Origin of the sequence: Flavobacterium branchiarum (assembly GCF_030409845.1) — a bacterium.
Classification (GTDB): domain Bacteria; phylum Bacteroidota; class Bacteroidia; order Flavobacteriales; family Flavobacteriaceae; genus Flavobacterium; species Flavobacterium branchiarum.
On sequence record NZ_JAUFQQ010000003.1, the window covers coordinates 1,528,537 to 1,544,447 of the forward strand.

A 15,911-nucleotide genomic window follows, 5' to 3' on the forward strand; every position below is an offset into this window, starting at 1 on the left:
TTAAAATCATAGAAAAGTAATTTATTTAGTCACGTTGAAAAAAGTGTACTCTAGTTTTAAGAAAATACCATCAGATGCAGCACGATGCATTGAACTATACAATTCTTTTTTGTAAGCAAGGTCAATTCTCGCCTGACTGTTAATAATAAACTGGATAGAAGGCACCACATCAAGATATGATTTTCCGTTTTCGGTTATCGTTTGACCCGTAAATTCTAGCATTGCATTAATGTTAGTTTGTTTAAAACTAGTGTATTTTTTAGGATACATTAATTTACCCACAGAGAAAGTATAGTTTATAGCGTCTTTACCTAATAAATCCGGAAAGCTATAATCCGTGTTATTCAGTGCCCGTGCATAACTTACAGAAGAACTTATGGCAACTTTATGAATTAATTGAGTAGCTACTAAACCAGCTTCATAACCAGAATTCCCACCCATTAAATCTATTGCTTCTTGGTTTATAATAGAGTTATTATAACTGTATCGTCCAAAGGCAGCCATTCTAAAATGACTCTGTAAATCATCTACAGAAAAGAATCTATATTTGGCATAAAAACCACCACCTTTAATTCCTAATCCGTTTTCTTGATTGCTTAAAAAACCCGAAGCACGAACCATTAAATTTTTATTTATTCCCCAAGTAACTTCTGGAGTCAAATTGTACATAGAGCCACTTTCAAAATTATTCTCCATGAGTGATTGCCCTACACGAACCCCAATAGAACCCGCTGGAGCATTACTAGCAGGCTCGGTTACTACAAATAATTCTTGTGCATCTATTTGGAATGAAGCAAGAAATAGGAGTACTATTGATATTTTTTTCATTTTATTATAGTGCTTTTAAATAATAATCATTTTCATTTTCTGTGGCATAACCAGGATATTTTGAATATGATTTAAGTAGTTTTTTATACTCTTTTGAAGTTACAAAACCTTTATCTAAAACTCTGTATTTTGCTTCTTGATGTGCTACAGGATTTTTAATATCAATAAAAGTATAAGTTGCATCATCCATTTTTAAAGTTGTATTGTCTTCAATTGTAGGAGTATGAAATTTTGCTGTTAACACCATAGAGCCTACAAAGAAACCAGCTTTTTCAACTGCCTTTTTTAAAACTTTAGGTTCTAATGAATTGTCCTTTTTAAAGTAAACAGTAAATGTATTTGTATTTAAATCGGTTCCAATACTATCAACTTCTGTGTATGATTTTAACTGTTTGTTTATTGCATTAGAGCACATAGAACAAGTTAATCCAGTAGCCATTATTTCGGCTTTAGTAATTTGAGAATATGATTTTGCACCAGTTAGTAATAATATAACTGCAGTTGCTACGAATTTTATATATGTGGTTTTCATTTTATTTTTTATTTTTTTTAATTTGAGAAATAATTTGTGCTTCAGTTGGGTTTATGGCAACCAGTTTTCCTGATGCATCAAAAAGATAGGTTGAAGGTAAAGCATCAATTCCAAAAGTAACAGCTGTTTTTGCATCAAAACCTTTTGGATCAATTAACTGCTGGTGTTTCAAATTATCTTTTTCAATAGCTTTTAGCCATTTTGTCTTATCGATATCTATCGATATTCCAACTATTTCAAAATTTTGACCTTTATATTGGTCATACAGTTTTACTAATTTTTTATTAGCCACTCGACAAGGAGCGCACCAAGATGCCCAAAAGTCTACTAAAACTGTTTTTCCTTTAAAAGAATTTAGTTTTACTGTAGCATTATTATTGTTTTGTAGTTGAACATTTGGATAACTATCTCCTACTTTTATTTGTGCACTTGCTATAGAAACAGTTGTTATAAGGGAGAATAACGTGATTATATTTTTTATTTTGAACATGATATTTTAAATGATTTAGATTGAGATTACTCTGTTTTTTTACTGTTTGCCTCTCTATCGTATTGGCAACATCCGTGTAGTTCATTATAAACAGCATCTGAAGCCTTAAATTTTTCATTATCATATCCAGCATCTGCAACACGTTTAAGAATTGCATCAAGATTAGTTTTCTTAGTATCGTAAGTGATAGTCGCTATTTGCGTGGTTTCATTCCAAGTTACTTTAGCTTCTTTATTAACATTTGCTGCAGTTTCGATAACTTTTTTGCACATGCCGCAGTTACCACTAATTTTTACAGTTTCTTTAGTTTTGTTTTTTATTTGCGCGCTAGCGAAAGTAACTGATAGTAATAGCGTCATTACCATCAATAAATTTTTTATTGAGTTCATTGTATGTAATTTTTTTTGGATGAGAAAATTCTAAAATACAGCAGAAACTATAGCGTAAGAGCTATTTCTGTGATAGAATAGAATTAAAATTGTTTTTGATTTAAAGCCTTATATTGGCTTTGGATGAGACAGATTTATGGCTGTCAGGGTATTAATCTAGCTTATTTTAGGTGGAAGCCAGATAGAACGGAAATCTGAAGAAATAAAGATTTCTGAATAATAGTAATTTTGTTTTCTTTCAGAAAAACTAAAAAGTGAATTGTTTTCTGTTTGAAAAATTGCCATTGGCGAAAAACCGCAAGCACCCGATGTAGAAGTACAAGAATTACCTAAACAACCTTTATCACAATCGTGATCTTTCTTTTTAGAATCTTTTTTCTTGCAACAGTCTTTTACTGTAGATTCTTTTTTACAACATGACATTTCTTTTTTTGTACCATGCGCATAAGTAAGCGTTGGTCCCATTAGGAAACCAAAGGTTAAAAGCAACAATATGTAAAATTTTTTTGTCATAGTCGAGAGCAAAGATACTTTTTCTAGGTCATTGTAATTGTTAATTTTTTTATAAACATTTTGGAGTAACTCAGTTTTACTTCAAATTATATAATTTATTTCGATATACTGATAGTTTCTAAGTTATTGTTATTTAATGTTGTATTCGATGTTATTTGTTCTTCTTATTGTTAAAATATCATTTTTTTTAGATTAAGTGTGCACGAGTAATAAATTTTATTATTTTTACTAAATCGATTTAGCAATTATTGTAACATTTTTAATTTATGAAAAAAATATTCTTCATCTGCCTTTTTATTATAGTTTCGAATGCATATTTAAACGCGCAAGAATTAAAATCTCCCGATGGGAATCTGGTTTTAAGGTTCTCTTTAAATGCGACAGGAACTCCTGTTTACTCTTTGTTTTATAAGAAGAAAGAAGTAATAAAAGAGAGTAAATTAGGCTTAGTTTTAAAGTCAGATATTATGTTGAATAAAGATTTTAAAATTATTGAAACCAAGTTTCAGACAGAAAATAGTACTTGGAAACCTGTATTAGGTGAACAAAAAGAAATCCAAAATCATTATAATGAATTAAAAACAGCGCTTATTCAAGATAAGAGCAAACGTAAAATATCAATTTACTTCCGCTTATTTAATGACGGATTAGGTTTTCGATATGAATTTCCTGTGCAAGACAATTTGCGCCACTTTATTATTCAAGAAGAAACAACCGAATTTAATCTAACAGGCAATCATAAACTTTTTTGGATTCCTGGAGATTATGATACGAATGAGTATAGCTATACTACATCTAAAATTTCTGAGATGCAATCTTTGGTATATGATGCGATTCATGTTCCTTTGGCTGCACAGGCACCAATTAAAAACTTAGCTACACAAACGCCTTTGATGATAAAGACCAATGAAGGACTTTATATAAACATTCATGAAGCAGCTTTAAAAAATTATCCTGCCATGTGTCTTAATGTTGATGATAAAACATATTCATTGAGTTCTCATCTTGTTCCAGATGCATTAGGAAACAAAGGATATATTCAAACGGGGAGTTTTACACCTTGGAGAACCATTGTCGTAAGTGATAATGCTAAAGATATTCTAGCTTCAAAGATGATTTTAAATCTTAATGAACCATCTAGTTTTGATGATACTTCTTGGATTAAACCAGTTAAGTATATTGGTGTTTGGTGGGAATATTTTACTGGAGGCGGGTCTACTTGGGCCTATTCAGACAATCAAGATGTAGTTATAGGATCTACGGATTTTTCTAAATTAAAGCCTAATAATACACATGGAGCAAATACAAAACATGTAAAAGAGTATATTGACTTTGCTTCGACTAATGGTTTTGATGCTGTTTTGGTAGAAGGTTGGAATGAAGGTTGGGAAGACAATACCGCCTTTAAGAAAGAGCGTATTTATAGTTTTTCAAAAGCCTATCCCGACTTTGATGTAAAAGAGTTGAGTGATTATGCTAATAAAAAGAATGTGAAAATTGTGATGCATCACGAAACCACTTCTTCAACTGCCGAATATGAACGTCAATTAAATGATGCATTAAACTTCATGGTTGATAATAAGTACAATGCTGTAAAAACAGGCTATGTAGGACCTATTATTCCAAGAGGTGAACATCATGATGGGCAAGTAATGGTTAATCATTACACCTATGTAGCCCAAGAAGCTGCAAAACATAAAATCATGGTGAATTCACACGAAGCTGTTCGCCCTACGGGTTTACATCGTACGTATCCGAACTGGTTTGCTCAAGAATCAGCTCGTGGTACTGAGTTTGAATCAATGGAAGGAATTCATCCTGATCACACTACAATTTTGCCTTTTACGAGATTAATGGGAGGTCCTATGGATTATACTCCTGGAATTTTTCAAGGTGATTTATCAGTATATGGATCTAAAAAGAATAAATTAAGTACGACCCTTGTAAAACAATTGGCCTTGTATGTTACGATGTATAGTCCGTTGCAAATGGCAGCTGATTTACCTGAAAATTACATACGTTTTAAAGATGCTTTTCAATTTATAAAAGATGTGGCATTAGATTGGGATGAAACCTATATTCTAGAAGCTGAGCCTGGAGATTATATCACGATTGCAAGAAAAACGAAAGGAAAACAAGAATGGTTTGTCGGAGGAATTACAGATGAAAATCCACGAACTGCTATAATTGATTTTAGTTTTCTTCCAAAAGGCAAATCGTATGAAGCAATTATTTATGAAGATGGAAAAACTGCAGATTATAAAATAAACCCACAATCGTATAACATCCGAAAAGTGGTTGTGAATAATAAAACTAAATTAAAACAAAATTTAGCTGCTAGCGGTGGAGTTGCTATTTCGATAAAATAAATTTTGATTGTGAATATGGAACTCGGACGACACGGATTTACTAATGTAAAATCTGTTAAATCAGCGAGAGAAAAGTTTAGCCACAGATTAAAGGATTAAAAAAGATTTTTTACGCAGATGTTTTATAAATCATTAGAATCATTTTAATCCGTGGCAAAAAGTAAAATTAGCGAGAGATAAGTTTAGCCACAGATTATAGGATTAAAAAAGATTTTTTATGCGGCTATTTTATAAATTATTAGAATCATTTTAATCTGTCGCAAAAAGTAAAATTAGCGAGAGATAAGTTTAGCCACAGATTAAAGGATTAAAAAAGATTTTTTACGCAGATGTTTTATAAATCATTAGAATCATTTTAATCCGTGGCAAAAAGTAAAATTAGCGAGAGATAAGTTTAGCCACAGATTAAAGGATTAAAAAAGATTTTTTATGCGGCTATTTTATAAATTATTAGAATCATTTTAATCTGTCGCAAAAAGTTAAATCAGCGAGAAAAAAGTTTCGCCACAGATTAAAGAATTAAAAAAGATTTTTATGCGGATGTTTTATAAATCATTAGAATCATTTTAATCTGTGGCAAAAAAAAGAGCATCTTAATCTGTGGCAAAAAAGTCAAAACAGATTTTAAGAAAAAATCCGTTTAATCCGTGTCATCCGCGTTCTATTTCAGACAATCTTTAAAATAAAAAACAACAAATTTTAAAATAAATAATAATGAGCACAAAAATGTATCCTTTGCAATTTGAACCAATCTTGAAAGAACGAATTTGGGGAGGCGAAAAATTAAAAACAGTCCTAAATAAACCTATTGTTTCTAAAATTACAGGTGAGAGTTGGGAATTATCTACTGTAGAAGGTGATGTAAGTATTGTTGCAAATGGAGAACATAAAGGCAAATCTTTAACAGATTTAATTGACAAATTACCTAACGAAATTTTGGGGACAAGCGTTTACAATCGTTTTGGGAATCAATTTCCTTTATTGTTTAAATACCTAGATGCCCGCGAAGATTTATCGATACAAGTACATCCTAATGATGCATTGGCCAAAGAACGTCATAATTCTTTTGGTAAAACCGAAATGTGGTATATAATGCAGGCTGATCCTGAAGCTAGGATTATTGTTGGGTTTAAAGAGGATTCAAGTAAAGAAGCATATGTTGAGCATTTAAACAATAATACATTGATATCAATTTTAGATGATGTAAAAGTTAAAGCTGGTGATGTATTCTTTTTAGAAACAGGAACGGTCCATGCTATTGGAGCAGGATTGGTTGTTGCAGAAATTCAGCAAACATCGGATATTACGTATCGTTTGTATGATTTTGATAGAGTAGATGCACAAGGAAATAAAAGAGAACTTCATATTGACTTAGCACTCGATGCAATTAATTATAATAAGGTAGATACGTATAAAAAATACGAAACGATTATAAATGAATCTAATGTAGTAGTAGATTGTCCTTATTTCACAACAAATTTTATTCCGTTAAATGGAGTAGTTAAGGTGAACAAAAACGAAGATACTTTTACAGTATATATGTGTATTGAAGGGACTTTTGAAATTAGATATGAAAATGTAACGTATCAATACAAAAAAGGAGATACCGTTTTAATTCCTGCTGGGATGGAAGAATTTGTTCTAAATGGTACAGCATCAGTTTTAGAAGTGTTCATTTCCTAGTTATTTGAGGTTTTTATATATTCAAAATGCTTCTAGTTTCAAAATTTAGTTATTGCAATTTGTTTTCTTTGTACTTCTACGACATATTGAAATTATTATTAAATAAACTATAAATACTATATTTTGAAGCGGGTTATTTATGGTATAATTTAGAAATCATTAAAACGGTTATAGGTATTTAATTCGTAAATGGTAGTTATTATTGATAATAACACCTATAATTGAGTATAAAATAATGATATGTTTAAAAAAATAATTACAAAATCGTTTTAGTAAATATTTTTATGTATATATTTGTGATATAATTAATAACAGCTTAATAAGCAATTAACTCAATAAATGAAAAAGATTACTATTAAGGATATTGCTACAGAGGCGCAAGTTTCTATATCTACTGTATCTTTTGTTATTAATGATAAGGGTGAAAAAATGGGCATTAGTCCTGCAGTAATTAAGAAAGTGCAAGAAGTTGCCGAAAAGCTTAATTATCGCCCGAGTATGATAGCTACAAGTCTTAGAACAGGAAAGACTAGATCTATCGGACTTATTGTTGAGGATATTTCGAATCAGTTCTTTGCCGATTTGGCCAGAGTTATTGAGGATGAAGCCAAAAGTATTGATTATAGAGTTTTTTACTGTAGTACAGGAGGAGACGATGCACGTTCTGAAGAGTTAATACATAGTCTTTTGCAGGCAAATGTAGATGGGTTTATAATTACTCCAACTGAAAAGTTAGAGAAAAGCATCGACCTTCTTTTAAAGCTGAAAAAGCCAGTTGTATTAATAGATAGATATTTTCCAGGTCAAAAAGTGAGTCATGTTGTTATGGACAATTATGAAGGTTCACATTCCGCAACTAAATTTTTGTTAGAAAAAGGCAGAAAGAATATTGCGGTTGTAAATACCAACTCCGAAATGATTCAGATGAAACTAAGAGAAGAGGGATATAGAGACGCCTTAAAAGAGGAAGGTATTTATAATGACTCACTTGTACTTCATATGGATTATAATAGTAGCGAGGAAAGTAAAATTGCAAGTATATTAGATTTTGTAAAAAACAATCCAAAAATTGATGCAGTTTTGTTTCTAGCAAATTATATGGGGCTTGCCGGTCTTCAGGCCTTTAGAGGAATGAAATTTAGAATTCCAGAGGATATTTCGATTATTAGTTTTGATGATCATGATAGTTTCAAATTACATACACCAACAATATCTGTAATTGCACAACCAATAAAGGATATAGGTGAAAATGCAATAAAATTGTTGATGGATCAAATGACTGGGACTACTCCTTTTGTAATAGAAGGAATCCTTAAAAAAGGAAATTTAATAATAAGAGAATCGGTATAATTAAAAGTACCATTATATAAAAAAGAGAAAAGAAAACTACGGTTTTTTTTTACTCTTTTTGCTAAATCGTTTTAGTAAGGTTTTTTTGTAAAATTTATCAGTTATTGATTTTTTTTTACTTTTTATACTAAATCGTTTTAGTAAGTTTTAATTGGTGAAATAGGTAATTAATTAGTTTTTTTTAAATAGTTAACTATATCGATTTCTTAAAATATCCGAGAAGGATTATTTTTCGGAAACAGCTAACATTCATGACAAGTTGATGTGTGTTGTATTAAAGTTGAGTTCATAATTTTTATAAATATTTTAAACACAAACAAAAATCAAAACAGATAAACCAAAAACAAAAGCTTATGAAACAAATTTTAGCAGTGTTAGGGATGATAATGTTGACCAGTTTAGGGGCTGTGGCGCAAAATCGACCATTAACAGGTATAGTAGCAACAGATGCAGATAATAAAGGTATTGTTTCTGCAACTATTAAGGTAAAAGGAAAATCGATCAGTACTATAACCGATTCTGAGGGGCGCTTTTCGATGACAATTCCTGAGGGAAGAGTTAGTTTGACGGTATCTTCAATTGGATTTATTACAAGATTTATCGAAGTTGGTGAAAATGAAAAGAACATCAATGTAGTATTAACCTCAAGCGTAGAAGAATTAAAAGATGTTGTAATTACTTCATTTGGAGTGAAGAAACAAAAGAAAAGTTTGGGATATGCTGTTGGAGAACTTAAAGGAGATGATTTAACGAAAACCAAAGAAATCAATCTTGGAAATGCATTGCAAGGAAAAATTGCTGGGGTAAATGTATCTGCACCAGTATCAGGGCCATCAGGTTCTAGCCGTGTAGTAATTCGTGGAGCGACTTCGGCATCTGGACTTAATCAGCCTTTGTATGTGGTAGATGGTATTCCTATTGATAACAGCCAGCAAGGAAATGCAGGAATGTGGGGAGGTGCTGATAAAGGAGATGGAATGTCTTCATTTAACCCAGATGATATTGCATCTATGTCTGTATTAAAAGGTAGTGCTGCATCGGCGCTTTATGGATATAGAGGTTCAAATGGAGTTATCTTAATTACAACTAAAAAAGGTAAAGCAGGAAAAGGAATTGGAGTTGATTTTAGTGCAAATACTACCTTTAACACACCAATAAGCCTTTTAAAATGGCAAGATCAATATGGAGCTGGAGCACCAGTAAATGGTGTTGCAACAAGATTTGGTAACTTACAAGAACTTAGAGATAGTTATTATTTTGCTTGGGGAGATAAATACGATGGAACACCTTCACTTTCTCTTGATGGACAAACACGACCATATCAAGCATATGGTAAAAATAATGTAGATAAATTTTACAGAACAGGATTTTCTTTCAACAATACATTAGCTGTATCTGGTGGAAATGAGAATACAAATTTTAGATTGTCATTCGGAAATACTAAAGACGAGTCAATCCTGCCAGGAACAAAATTTGGAAGAAATAACATTGCTTTAAATTTTAATTCTATTGTAAACGAAAAAATAAGTGTTGAGGCTAATGCACAATATATCTCTGAAAAAAGTCATAACAGACCTTATTTAAATGATTCACCAAGAAACGCTTCTTTCCCTACTACATTTTTAACTCCAGGAACAGATATAAGATGGTTAAGTAATGGATATGATGCAAATGGAGGGGAAGCAGATTATTTTGGTGCAAATACTTACCAAACGAATCCTTACTTTGCAACACAAGAAACATTAAATGAAGATCTTAGAAAACGTTTTATTGGTTCTGCTAAAGTAAATTATAATATTACTGATAAAATATATGCTAAAGCAGTAATTGGAATTGATGATATTAATTATGAATATACTGAAATAGAACCTACAGGAATTAATTATAATCCAGGAGGTTCTTTTGAAAACAGAATCGAGAATCGTTCTGAGATAAACGCTTCTGGTTATTTAGGATATAAAGGTGATATAGGTAAAGATTTTTCATTAGATGCTTTTATTGGAGCAAACCGTCAGCATAATAGATTTAGTGGAATTAAAATGAAAGGAAATAATTTTATAGTACCTTTTAAATATTTCTACGGAAACACTATGCCTGATAAAACAGAGAAATTATATGCAGAAAGCGAAGTAAACTCTCTTTTTTATTCTGCCGATTTAGGATATAAAAATTTCTTATACTTAAATGTAACGGGTCGTGAAGATTGGTTCTCAACATTAAATCCTGCAAATAATAGTACTTTTTATCCGTCTGTGAGTACAAGTTTTGTTTATTCTGAATTGTTTAGCTTACCAGAGTGGATGTCATACGGTAAGATTAGAGCCGGTTGGGGTAACGTAGGAGGTGCATTGCCAGATGCATATGCCTTGGCTTTAACTTATACTGCACCAGACGGGCAAACAGATGCACAAGGACAACCAATTTTAGGTGTTAATGGAGAAACTGTTCCAAATCAATTTTTGAAACCGTACAATGTAAGTACAATTGAATTTGGTTTCGAAAATACATTTTTCAATAATAGAGTGAGTACCGATTTGACTTTTTACGAAAAGAGAACAACTAATGATATTACGGATGCAGATATTTCACAATCTTCAGGATACAGAACTACTAAAATTAACGTAGGGGAAATTGTAAACAAAGGAGTGGAGTTTGCAGTGAATGTAAAAGCAATAAAAACGGATAAATTTAGCTGGAGCATTGGTTATAACTTTGCTTACAACAATAGTGAGGTAGTTAGTCTTTCTGATAAAATAAATACAAAAACATTAGAAGGAAATAGAGATTCTAGAGCATCTGTAGTTTTAGAAAAAGGACAACCTTTCGGAGTAATCAAAGCCTATGACTATTTAAGAGATAAAAACGGAAACGTTGTGATTGGTTCAGATGGTAAATTTATGAGAGGAGATTTAATTATTGCAGGACAAGGTGTAGCTCCTACATCAATGGGGCTTTCAAATGATTTTACTTATAAAAATCTAACACTTTCAGTTTTTGTAGATGCTAAATTTGGAGGAGAAATCTATTCAGCTACAAACCAATTAGGAACACGTTATGGATTGTCAGATAAGACACTTGATGGACGTGAAGAAGGAATTGCAGTATCTGGTACTGATGTTTCAGGAAACCCTGTAAACACTAGAGTTTCTGCCTATGATTATTGGAGAAGTTACAGTGATGTAACATCAAACTTTGTTTACGATGCAGATTTTATTAAACTTAGATCGGTATCTTTAAGCTATAACTTACCAAAATCATATTTAGCACATTCGCCATTTCAATCTGTTAGTTTAGCATTTTCAGCTCATAATTTATGGACAATTTATAGCAAAACGCCAAATATTGACCCAGAGTCAAACTATTCTAATGGTAATGCACAAGGACTTGAAAGAGCATCTATGCCTTTGACAAGAAATTACGGAGTAACTCTTAATGTCAAATTCTAATAATAAAAATCGAAAGATGAAAAATAAATATATCAAAATATTTTGCATTGCAATTGTTAGTGCAATGGCATTTACAGCATGTGACAACGGATTCGAAGATTTGAATAAGAATCCAAATGCTTTAACAGATCCAGCACCTAAATCAATGTTTACTCTTGCTGAGATTTACATCGATGGGCAAGATTATTCTAATACAAGAGGAAACAATGGGTATGCTGCTCAAATAGTACAACAATTTTCTTCATTAGGAGGTCCTGGTTCAAAATATACGTATTCATCAGAGTATTCAGGTTCTTTGTTTGGAGAATCATACGGAAAAGGATTGAATCAAATTTTTCAGTTGATGTCGGTTTTGCCAGACACTCCAGAAAACTCTAATATGATTCAGGCATGTAGAATCATGAAAGTTTTTATGTTTCAAAAATTAACTGATACCTACGGAGAAATTCCATATTTCGAAGCAGGTAAAGGATATAACGGAAATATTTTCGCTCCAAAATACGACACACAGCAAGCTATTTATAATGACTTATTAAAAGAATTAGATGAGGCTGGTACTGCATTAGATGCTAATAAACCTTTTGTAGGTAATGCTGATTTGTTTTACCAAAGTGATGTAACAAAATGGAAAAAATTTGCAAACTCATTAATGTTAAGAGTTGCTATGCGTTTGTCTAAAGTAGATCCTGCAAAATCGAAAGAATTTGTTGAAAAAGCGGCTACTAAAGGAGTTTTTAGTTCTAATGATGATAGTACAGTATTAAAACATGATGTAAGTCCACAAGGAGTTAGAACAAATCCTATTACTTCTTCTTGGGTTAGAAATGATTTAAATGGAGGTGAAGCAAATGTTAAATACAGTAAAACTTTTATAGATTTATTGAAAAACACCAATGATCCACGTTTAAGAATTTATGCTAAATTAGAAGCATCAGGAAATAACAATCCAGCTAGCCAACAAGGACTTGCAAATGATGCAAAAGAATTTCCAGGCGGAGATAAAAAACTTTTCTCAGACCCAAATACTTCTACAGTATTGCGTTTAGATGCACCTACTTTAATTATATCTTATGCTGAAGTACAATTTTTATTAGCAGAAGCTGCTGTAAAAGGTTGGAATGTTTCTGGATCTGCACAACAACATTATGAAGATGGAGTAAAAGCAGCAATGCAAGGTTTAACGATTTTTGGTGATAAAGTACCAGCGGTTACAACTTCAGAATATAGCAATTATATAGCAACTTATCCTTTTAAAACTACAGGAACAGAGGCACAAAAAATAGAGCAAATTATAACTCAGAAATGGATTGTCTTATTGTTTAATGGTTTTGAGGCTTTCTCAGAGTACAGAAGAACTGGATATCCTGTTTTAGTTCCTGTTAATGATCCTTTGGGAGAAACAAATGGTACTATTCCAAGAAGATTAATATACGATCAATCAGAATTGATTACAAATGGGGCTAATTACAAAGAAGCAATTCAGCGTCAGGGGTTAGATTTAATGACTACTAGAATCTGGTGGGATAAACAATAATTAAATTTGGTGAGGTTAGTTCAAATAAGTCGGGTAGGATGCAACCTCCCGGCTTATTTTTAAGTTTCTATTTTGGTTTATAAAAAAAAACATTTGTTATAAAGAGGTTAATATATTGTTTTTTAGTACCTTTTTTTTCGCAAACTGCAAAAAATGCTTTGCTGAAAAAGATGGAATTACTTTCAATATAACTTAAAAATCGTATGACATTGATTGTAGATTTTTATATTGAATAAACCGGATCGGTTGGAGCAATTTTAAAAGGCATTCAACACTTAGAAACATAGTTCAGATAGCTATCGAAATAGAATTGATGATTAAAGGTGATTTTAGAAAAGTATATTTTTTCACATAGCTTTATGTTATCTATTTTAAGTGAAACGTCTTTTTTAGATTTTGTTAAACTATGTCTCTATGTGTTAAAATGACTATTCCCAATGGGTATTGATTAAATAGATTTCTGAAAAGATTAAAAAAAGCTCTTACCATATATTGTAAAGAAGATGTAAACAAGTTTAAGTTCGGCAGCTGTAAAAAAGGAAATATGTCTAGTTTTTTTGTTAGTTACTCTTGTTCTAGGATATAAAAACCTAAAAAAGAGAAGGAATTAATTGTAATAACAATTTTCCTTCTCTCACTGCCAGCTAAAAAAAATAGTGCTCTTTACAAAAACTTAAAAAATTAGACCGAAATAATAATTTTATTACACAGTAAAAATGAAATGTAAAAAAAGCTTTTATTGGTTTGTATGTATTTGTCTTGCAAATTTTTCTTTTGCAGTACGTGCTCAAAATATTGACATACAAAAAGGTTGGGAATACCGAGAAACTAAAACTACAAAATGGTATCCAGCTACAGTTCCGGGAGAGGTACATACTGATTTGTTGAATAACAAATTAATACCAGATCCTTATTATAGGGACAATGAAAAAAAATTAGAGTGGATAGAAAAGAAAGATTGGGAATATAAAACTACTTTTCAAGTAACTCCAGCCACTTTTAATAAAAAGAATGCAGAACTAGTTTTCGACGGATTAGATACTTATGCAACTGTTTATTTGAACAATCAAATGGTTTTAAAGGCAGATAATATGTTCCGTCAATGGCGTGTAGATGTAAAAAAAATAATAAAATCAGGAAATAATGATTTAGTTATAGTTTTTAAATCAGCACAAAACGTTGTGGATTCATTGGCTAAGAAAGATTTACCATTTGTAATTCCAGATAATCCTCGTGCTTATGTTCGTAAAGCGCAATATCATTTTGGATGGGATTGGGGGCCAAAATTTACTACTTGTGGAATATGGAAAACACCTCGATTAGAAGCGTATGATGTAAAAGCTCCAGAGAAACCTTATGTACTTGATCGTAAAATTGAATTGGTACAGCAACCAGATAGTCTAGGTAAATCATTTTATTTTAAAATAGATGGAAAACCAGTGTATATGAAAGGAGCAAATTATATTCCTTCGGATGCATTTCTTTCTAGAGTTACCAAAAAAGAATACGAAAAAGTAATTGGTATGGCAAAAGACGCTAATATGAATATGCTACGTGTTTGGGGAGGAGGAATCTATGAAGATGATTATTTTTATGATTTATGTGATAAATACGGAATCAATGTTTGGCAGGATTTTATGTTTGCAGGAACAATGGTACCAGGTGATGATGCTTTTTTCGATAACGTAAAAAAAGAAGTGCAATACCAAGTAAAACGCCTACGTCATCATCCAAGTATTGTTTTATGGTGTGGTAATAATGAAGCCGATGAAGCATTTAAAAATTGGGGTTGGCAAAAAAGCATGAAAATGTCAAAACAAGATTCAACACGCTTATGGCATGATTACGTTCGTTTGTTTCAGGATAGTATTCCAAAATGGGTAAAAGAAGTTGACAATAAACGTCCTTACATAAGTTCTTCACCTTTATTTCATTGGTCAAAAGAAAAAAGTCTTACAGAAGGAGATAGCCATTATTGGGGCACTTGGTGGGGATTAGAAGATATCGAAGCTGTTCAGAAAAAAACAGGACGCTTTGTGAGTGAATACGGAATGCAAGCAATGCCAAATTATTCCTCTATTGAAAAATTTACTTTGCCAGAAGATCGTTATTTATACTCTGATATTTTAAAAGCGCATCAAAAAGCAGGAAATGGATTTATGAAATTAGATTCTTATCTGAATCGCTATTTTATTGATTCAACCAAAATAAAGAAAATGAATGTGGAAGATTACACTTATCTAACACAATGTTTACAATATTATTCGCTTAAAAATATTATTGGAATTCACCGTTCAAAAGCACCTTATACTATGGGAACATTGGTTTGGCAGCTTAACGATTGTTGGCCAGTAGCAAGTTGGAGTGTGACCGATTATTATGATCGTCAGCCAAAAGCGGCTTGGTATGCAATGAAAGAAGCCTATCGAGATGATATAACACCCAAAATAGATCTTACACGTCCGATAGATTTAAAATTAGAAGATCCCAAAATAACTTGGGTAGTAAAAGGAAATAAATTGATTTTAAAAGCATCGAAATCTGCTAAGTATGTCAATGTTTCTATAAAAGGATATACAGGAAAATGGAGTGATAATTATATAGATTTGGAGCCTGGAGAAGAAAAAACAATCTCTTTTGAAGGCAAAATAACCAAACCAGAGATTAAAGTTTTCTCTCTATATGATGTTTTAAAGAGGTACTAAGGTTCTGAGATTCTGAGGTACAAAGGTTTTTTGAGGTTCAAAGGTTTAAAGGTTTCTTGTATTGAGAATAAA

At 31.6% G+C, this 15,911-nt stretch carries 11 protein-coding genes; 6 read left to right on the forward strand and 5 right to left on the reverse strand.

The window, feature by feature from the left end; genetic code table 11:
- Positions 1 to 21 precede the first annotated feature (21 nt).
- The 5 genes from QWY99_RS07480 to QWY99_RS07500 form a co-directional block, all read right to left on the reverse strand.
- On the reverse strand, positions 22 to 828 hold the full coding sequence (locus QWY99_RS07480; RefSeq protein WP_290263298.1) for a hypothetical protein: 807 nt from the start codon (positions 826 to 828) through the stop codon (positions 22 to 24).
- Between the two features lie 4 nt (positions 829 to 832).
- Positions 833 to 1,360 carry a heavy-metal-associated domain-containing protein gene (locus tag QWY99_RS07485; protein ID WP_290263300.1) on the reverse strand — a complete coding sequence of 176 codons (528 nt, stop codon included), beginning with the start codon at positions 1,358 to 1,360 and terminating at the stop codon, positions 833 to 835.
- Between the two features lies 1 nt (position 1,361).
- Complete coding sequence (locus QWY99_RS07490) at positions 1,362 to 1,850, reverse strand: TlpA family protein disulfide reductase (RefSeq protein WP_290263302.1); 489 nt, start codon at positions 1,848 to 1,850, stop codon at positions 1,362 to 1,364.
- 26 nt (positions 1,851 to 1,876) lie between these two features.
- Positions 1,877 to 2,239 (reverse strand): heavy-metal-associated domain-containing protein, encoded by a 363-nt coding sequence (locus QWY99_RS07495; protein ID WP_290263305.1) that lies wholly within the window; start codon positions 2,237 to 2,239, stop codon positions 1,877 to 1,879.
- 156 nt (positions 2,240 to 2,395) lie between these two features.
- Entirely contained in the window at positions 2,396 to 2,752 is a 357-nt protein-coding gene (locus tag QWY99_RS07500; protein ID WP_290263307.1) for a hypothetical protein, read from the reverse strand.
- A gap of 266 nt (positions 2,753 to 3,018) precedes the next feature.
- Here QWY99_RS07500 and QWY99_RS07505 point away from each other — a divergent pair, with 266 nt between their 5' ends.
- From QWY99_RS07505 to QWY99_RS07530, 6 genes are all read left to right on the forward strand, one after another.
- Entirely contained in the window at positions 3,019 to 5,121 is a 2,103-nt protein-coding gene (locus QWY99_RS07505; protein ID WP_290263309.1) for a glycoside hydrolase family 97 protein, read from the forward strand.
- A gap of 714 nt (positions 5,122 to 5,835) precedes the next feature.
- Positions 5,836 to 6,804 (forward strand): type I phosphomannose isomerase catalytic subunit, encoded by a 969-nt coding sequence (locus QWY99_RS07510; protein WP_290263311.1) that lies wholly within the window; start codon positions 5,836 to 5,838, stop codon positions 6,802 to 6,804.
- 339 nt (positions 6,805 to 7,143) lie between these two features.
- Positions 7,144 to 8,154: a LacI family DNA-binding transcriptional regulator gene (locus QWY99_RS07515; RefSeq protein WP_290263313.1), complete on the forward strand. Its 1,011-nt coding sequence runs from the start codon at positions 7,144 to 7,146 to the stop codon at positions 8,152 to 8,154.
- Between the two features lie 353 nt (positions 8,155 to 8,507).
- On the forward strand, positions 8,508 to 11,600 hold the full coding sequence (locus QWY99_RS07520) for a SusC/RagA family TonB-linked outer membrane protein (protein WP_290263315.1): 3,093 nt from the start codon (positions 8,508 to 8,510) through the stop codon (positions 11,598 to 11,600).
- Between the two features lie 16 nt (positions 11,601 to 11,616).
- Positions 11,617 to 13,134, forward strand: a complete 1,518-nt coding sequence (locus tag QWY99_RS07525) for a SusD/RagB family nutrient-binding outer membrane lipoprotein (protein ID WP_290263316.1) — start codon at positions 11,617 to 11,619, stop codon at positions 13,132 to 13,134.
- A gap of 716 nt (positions 13,135 to 13,850) precedes the next feature.
- A complete protein-coding gene (locus tag QWY99_RS07530; protein ID WP_290263320.1) occupies positions 13,851 to 15,839 on the forward strand; it encodes a beta-mannosidase in 1,989 nt (662 codons plus the stop codon).
- Positions 15,840 to 15,911 lie beyond the last annotated feature (72 nt).

Coding starts and splice junctions, on each gene's coding strand:
- QWY99_RS07480 (WP_290263298.1), bottom strand. CDS start 828: ATGAAAAAAATATCAATAGTACTCCTATTTCTTGCTTCATTCCAAATA.
- QWY99_RS07485 (WP_290263300.1), bottom strand. CDS start 1,360: ATGAAAACCACATATATAAAATTCGTAGCAACTGCAGTTATATTATTA.
- QWY99_RS07490 (WP_290263302.1), bottom strand. CDS start 1,850: ATGTTCAAAATAAAAAATATAATCACGTTATTCTCCCTTATAACAACT.
- QWY99_RS07495 (WP_290263305.1), bottom strand. CDS start 2,239: ATGAACTCAATAAAAAATTTATTGATGGTAATGACGCTATTACTATCA.
- QWY99_RS07500 (WP_290263307.1), bottom strand. CDS start 2,752: ATGACAAAAAAATTTTACATATTGTTGCTTTTAACCTTTGGTTTCCTA.
- QWY99_RS07505 (WP_290263309.1), top strand. CDS start 3,019: ATGAAAAAAATATTCTTCATCTGCCTTTTTATTATAGTTTCGAATGCA.
- QWY99_RS07510 (WP_290263311.1), top strand. CDS start 5,836: ATGAGCACAAAAATGTATCCTTTGCAATTTGAACCAATCTTGAAAGAA.
- QWY99_RS07515 (WP_290263313.1), top strand. CDS start 7,144: ATGAAAAAGATTACTATTAAGGATATTGCTACAGAGGCGCAAGTTTCT.
- QWY99_RS07520 (WP_290263315.1), top strand. CDS start 8,508: ATGAAACAAATTTTAGCAGTGTTAGGGATGATAATGTTGACCAGTTTA.
- QWY99_RS07525 (WP_290263316.1), top strand. CDS start 11,617: ATGAAAAATAAATATATCAAAATATTTTGCATTGCAATTGTTAGTGCA.
- QWY99_RS07530 (WP_290263320.1), top strand. CDS start 13,851: ATGAAATGTAAAAAAAGCTTTTATTGGTTTGTATGTATTTGTCTTGCA.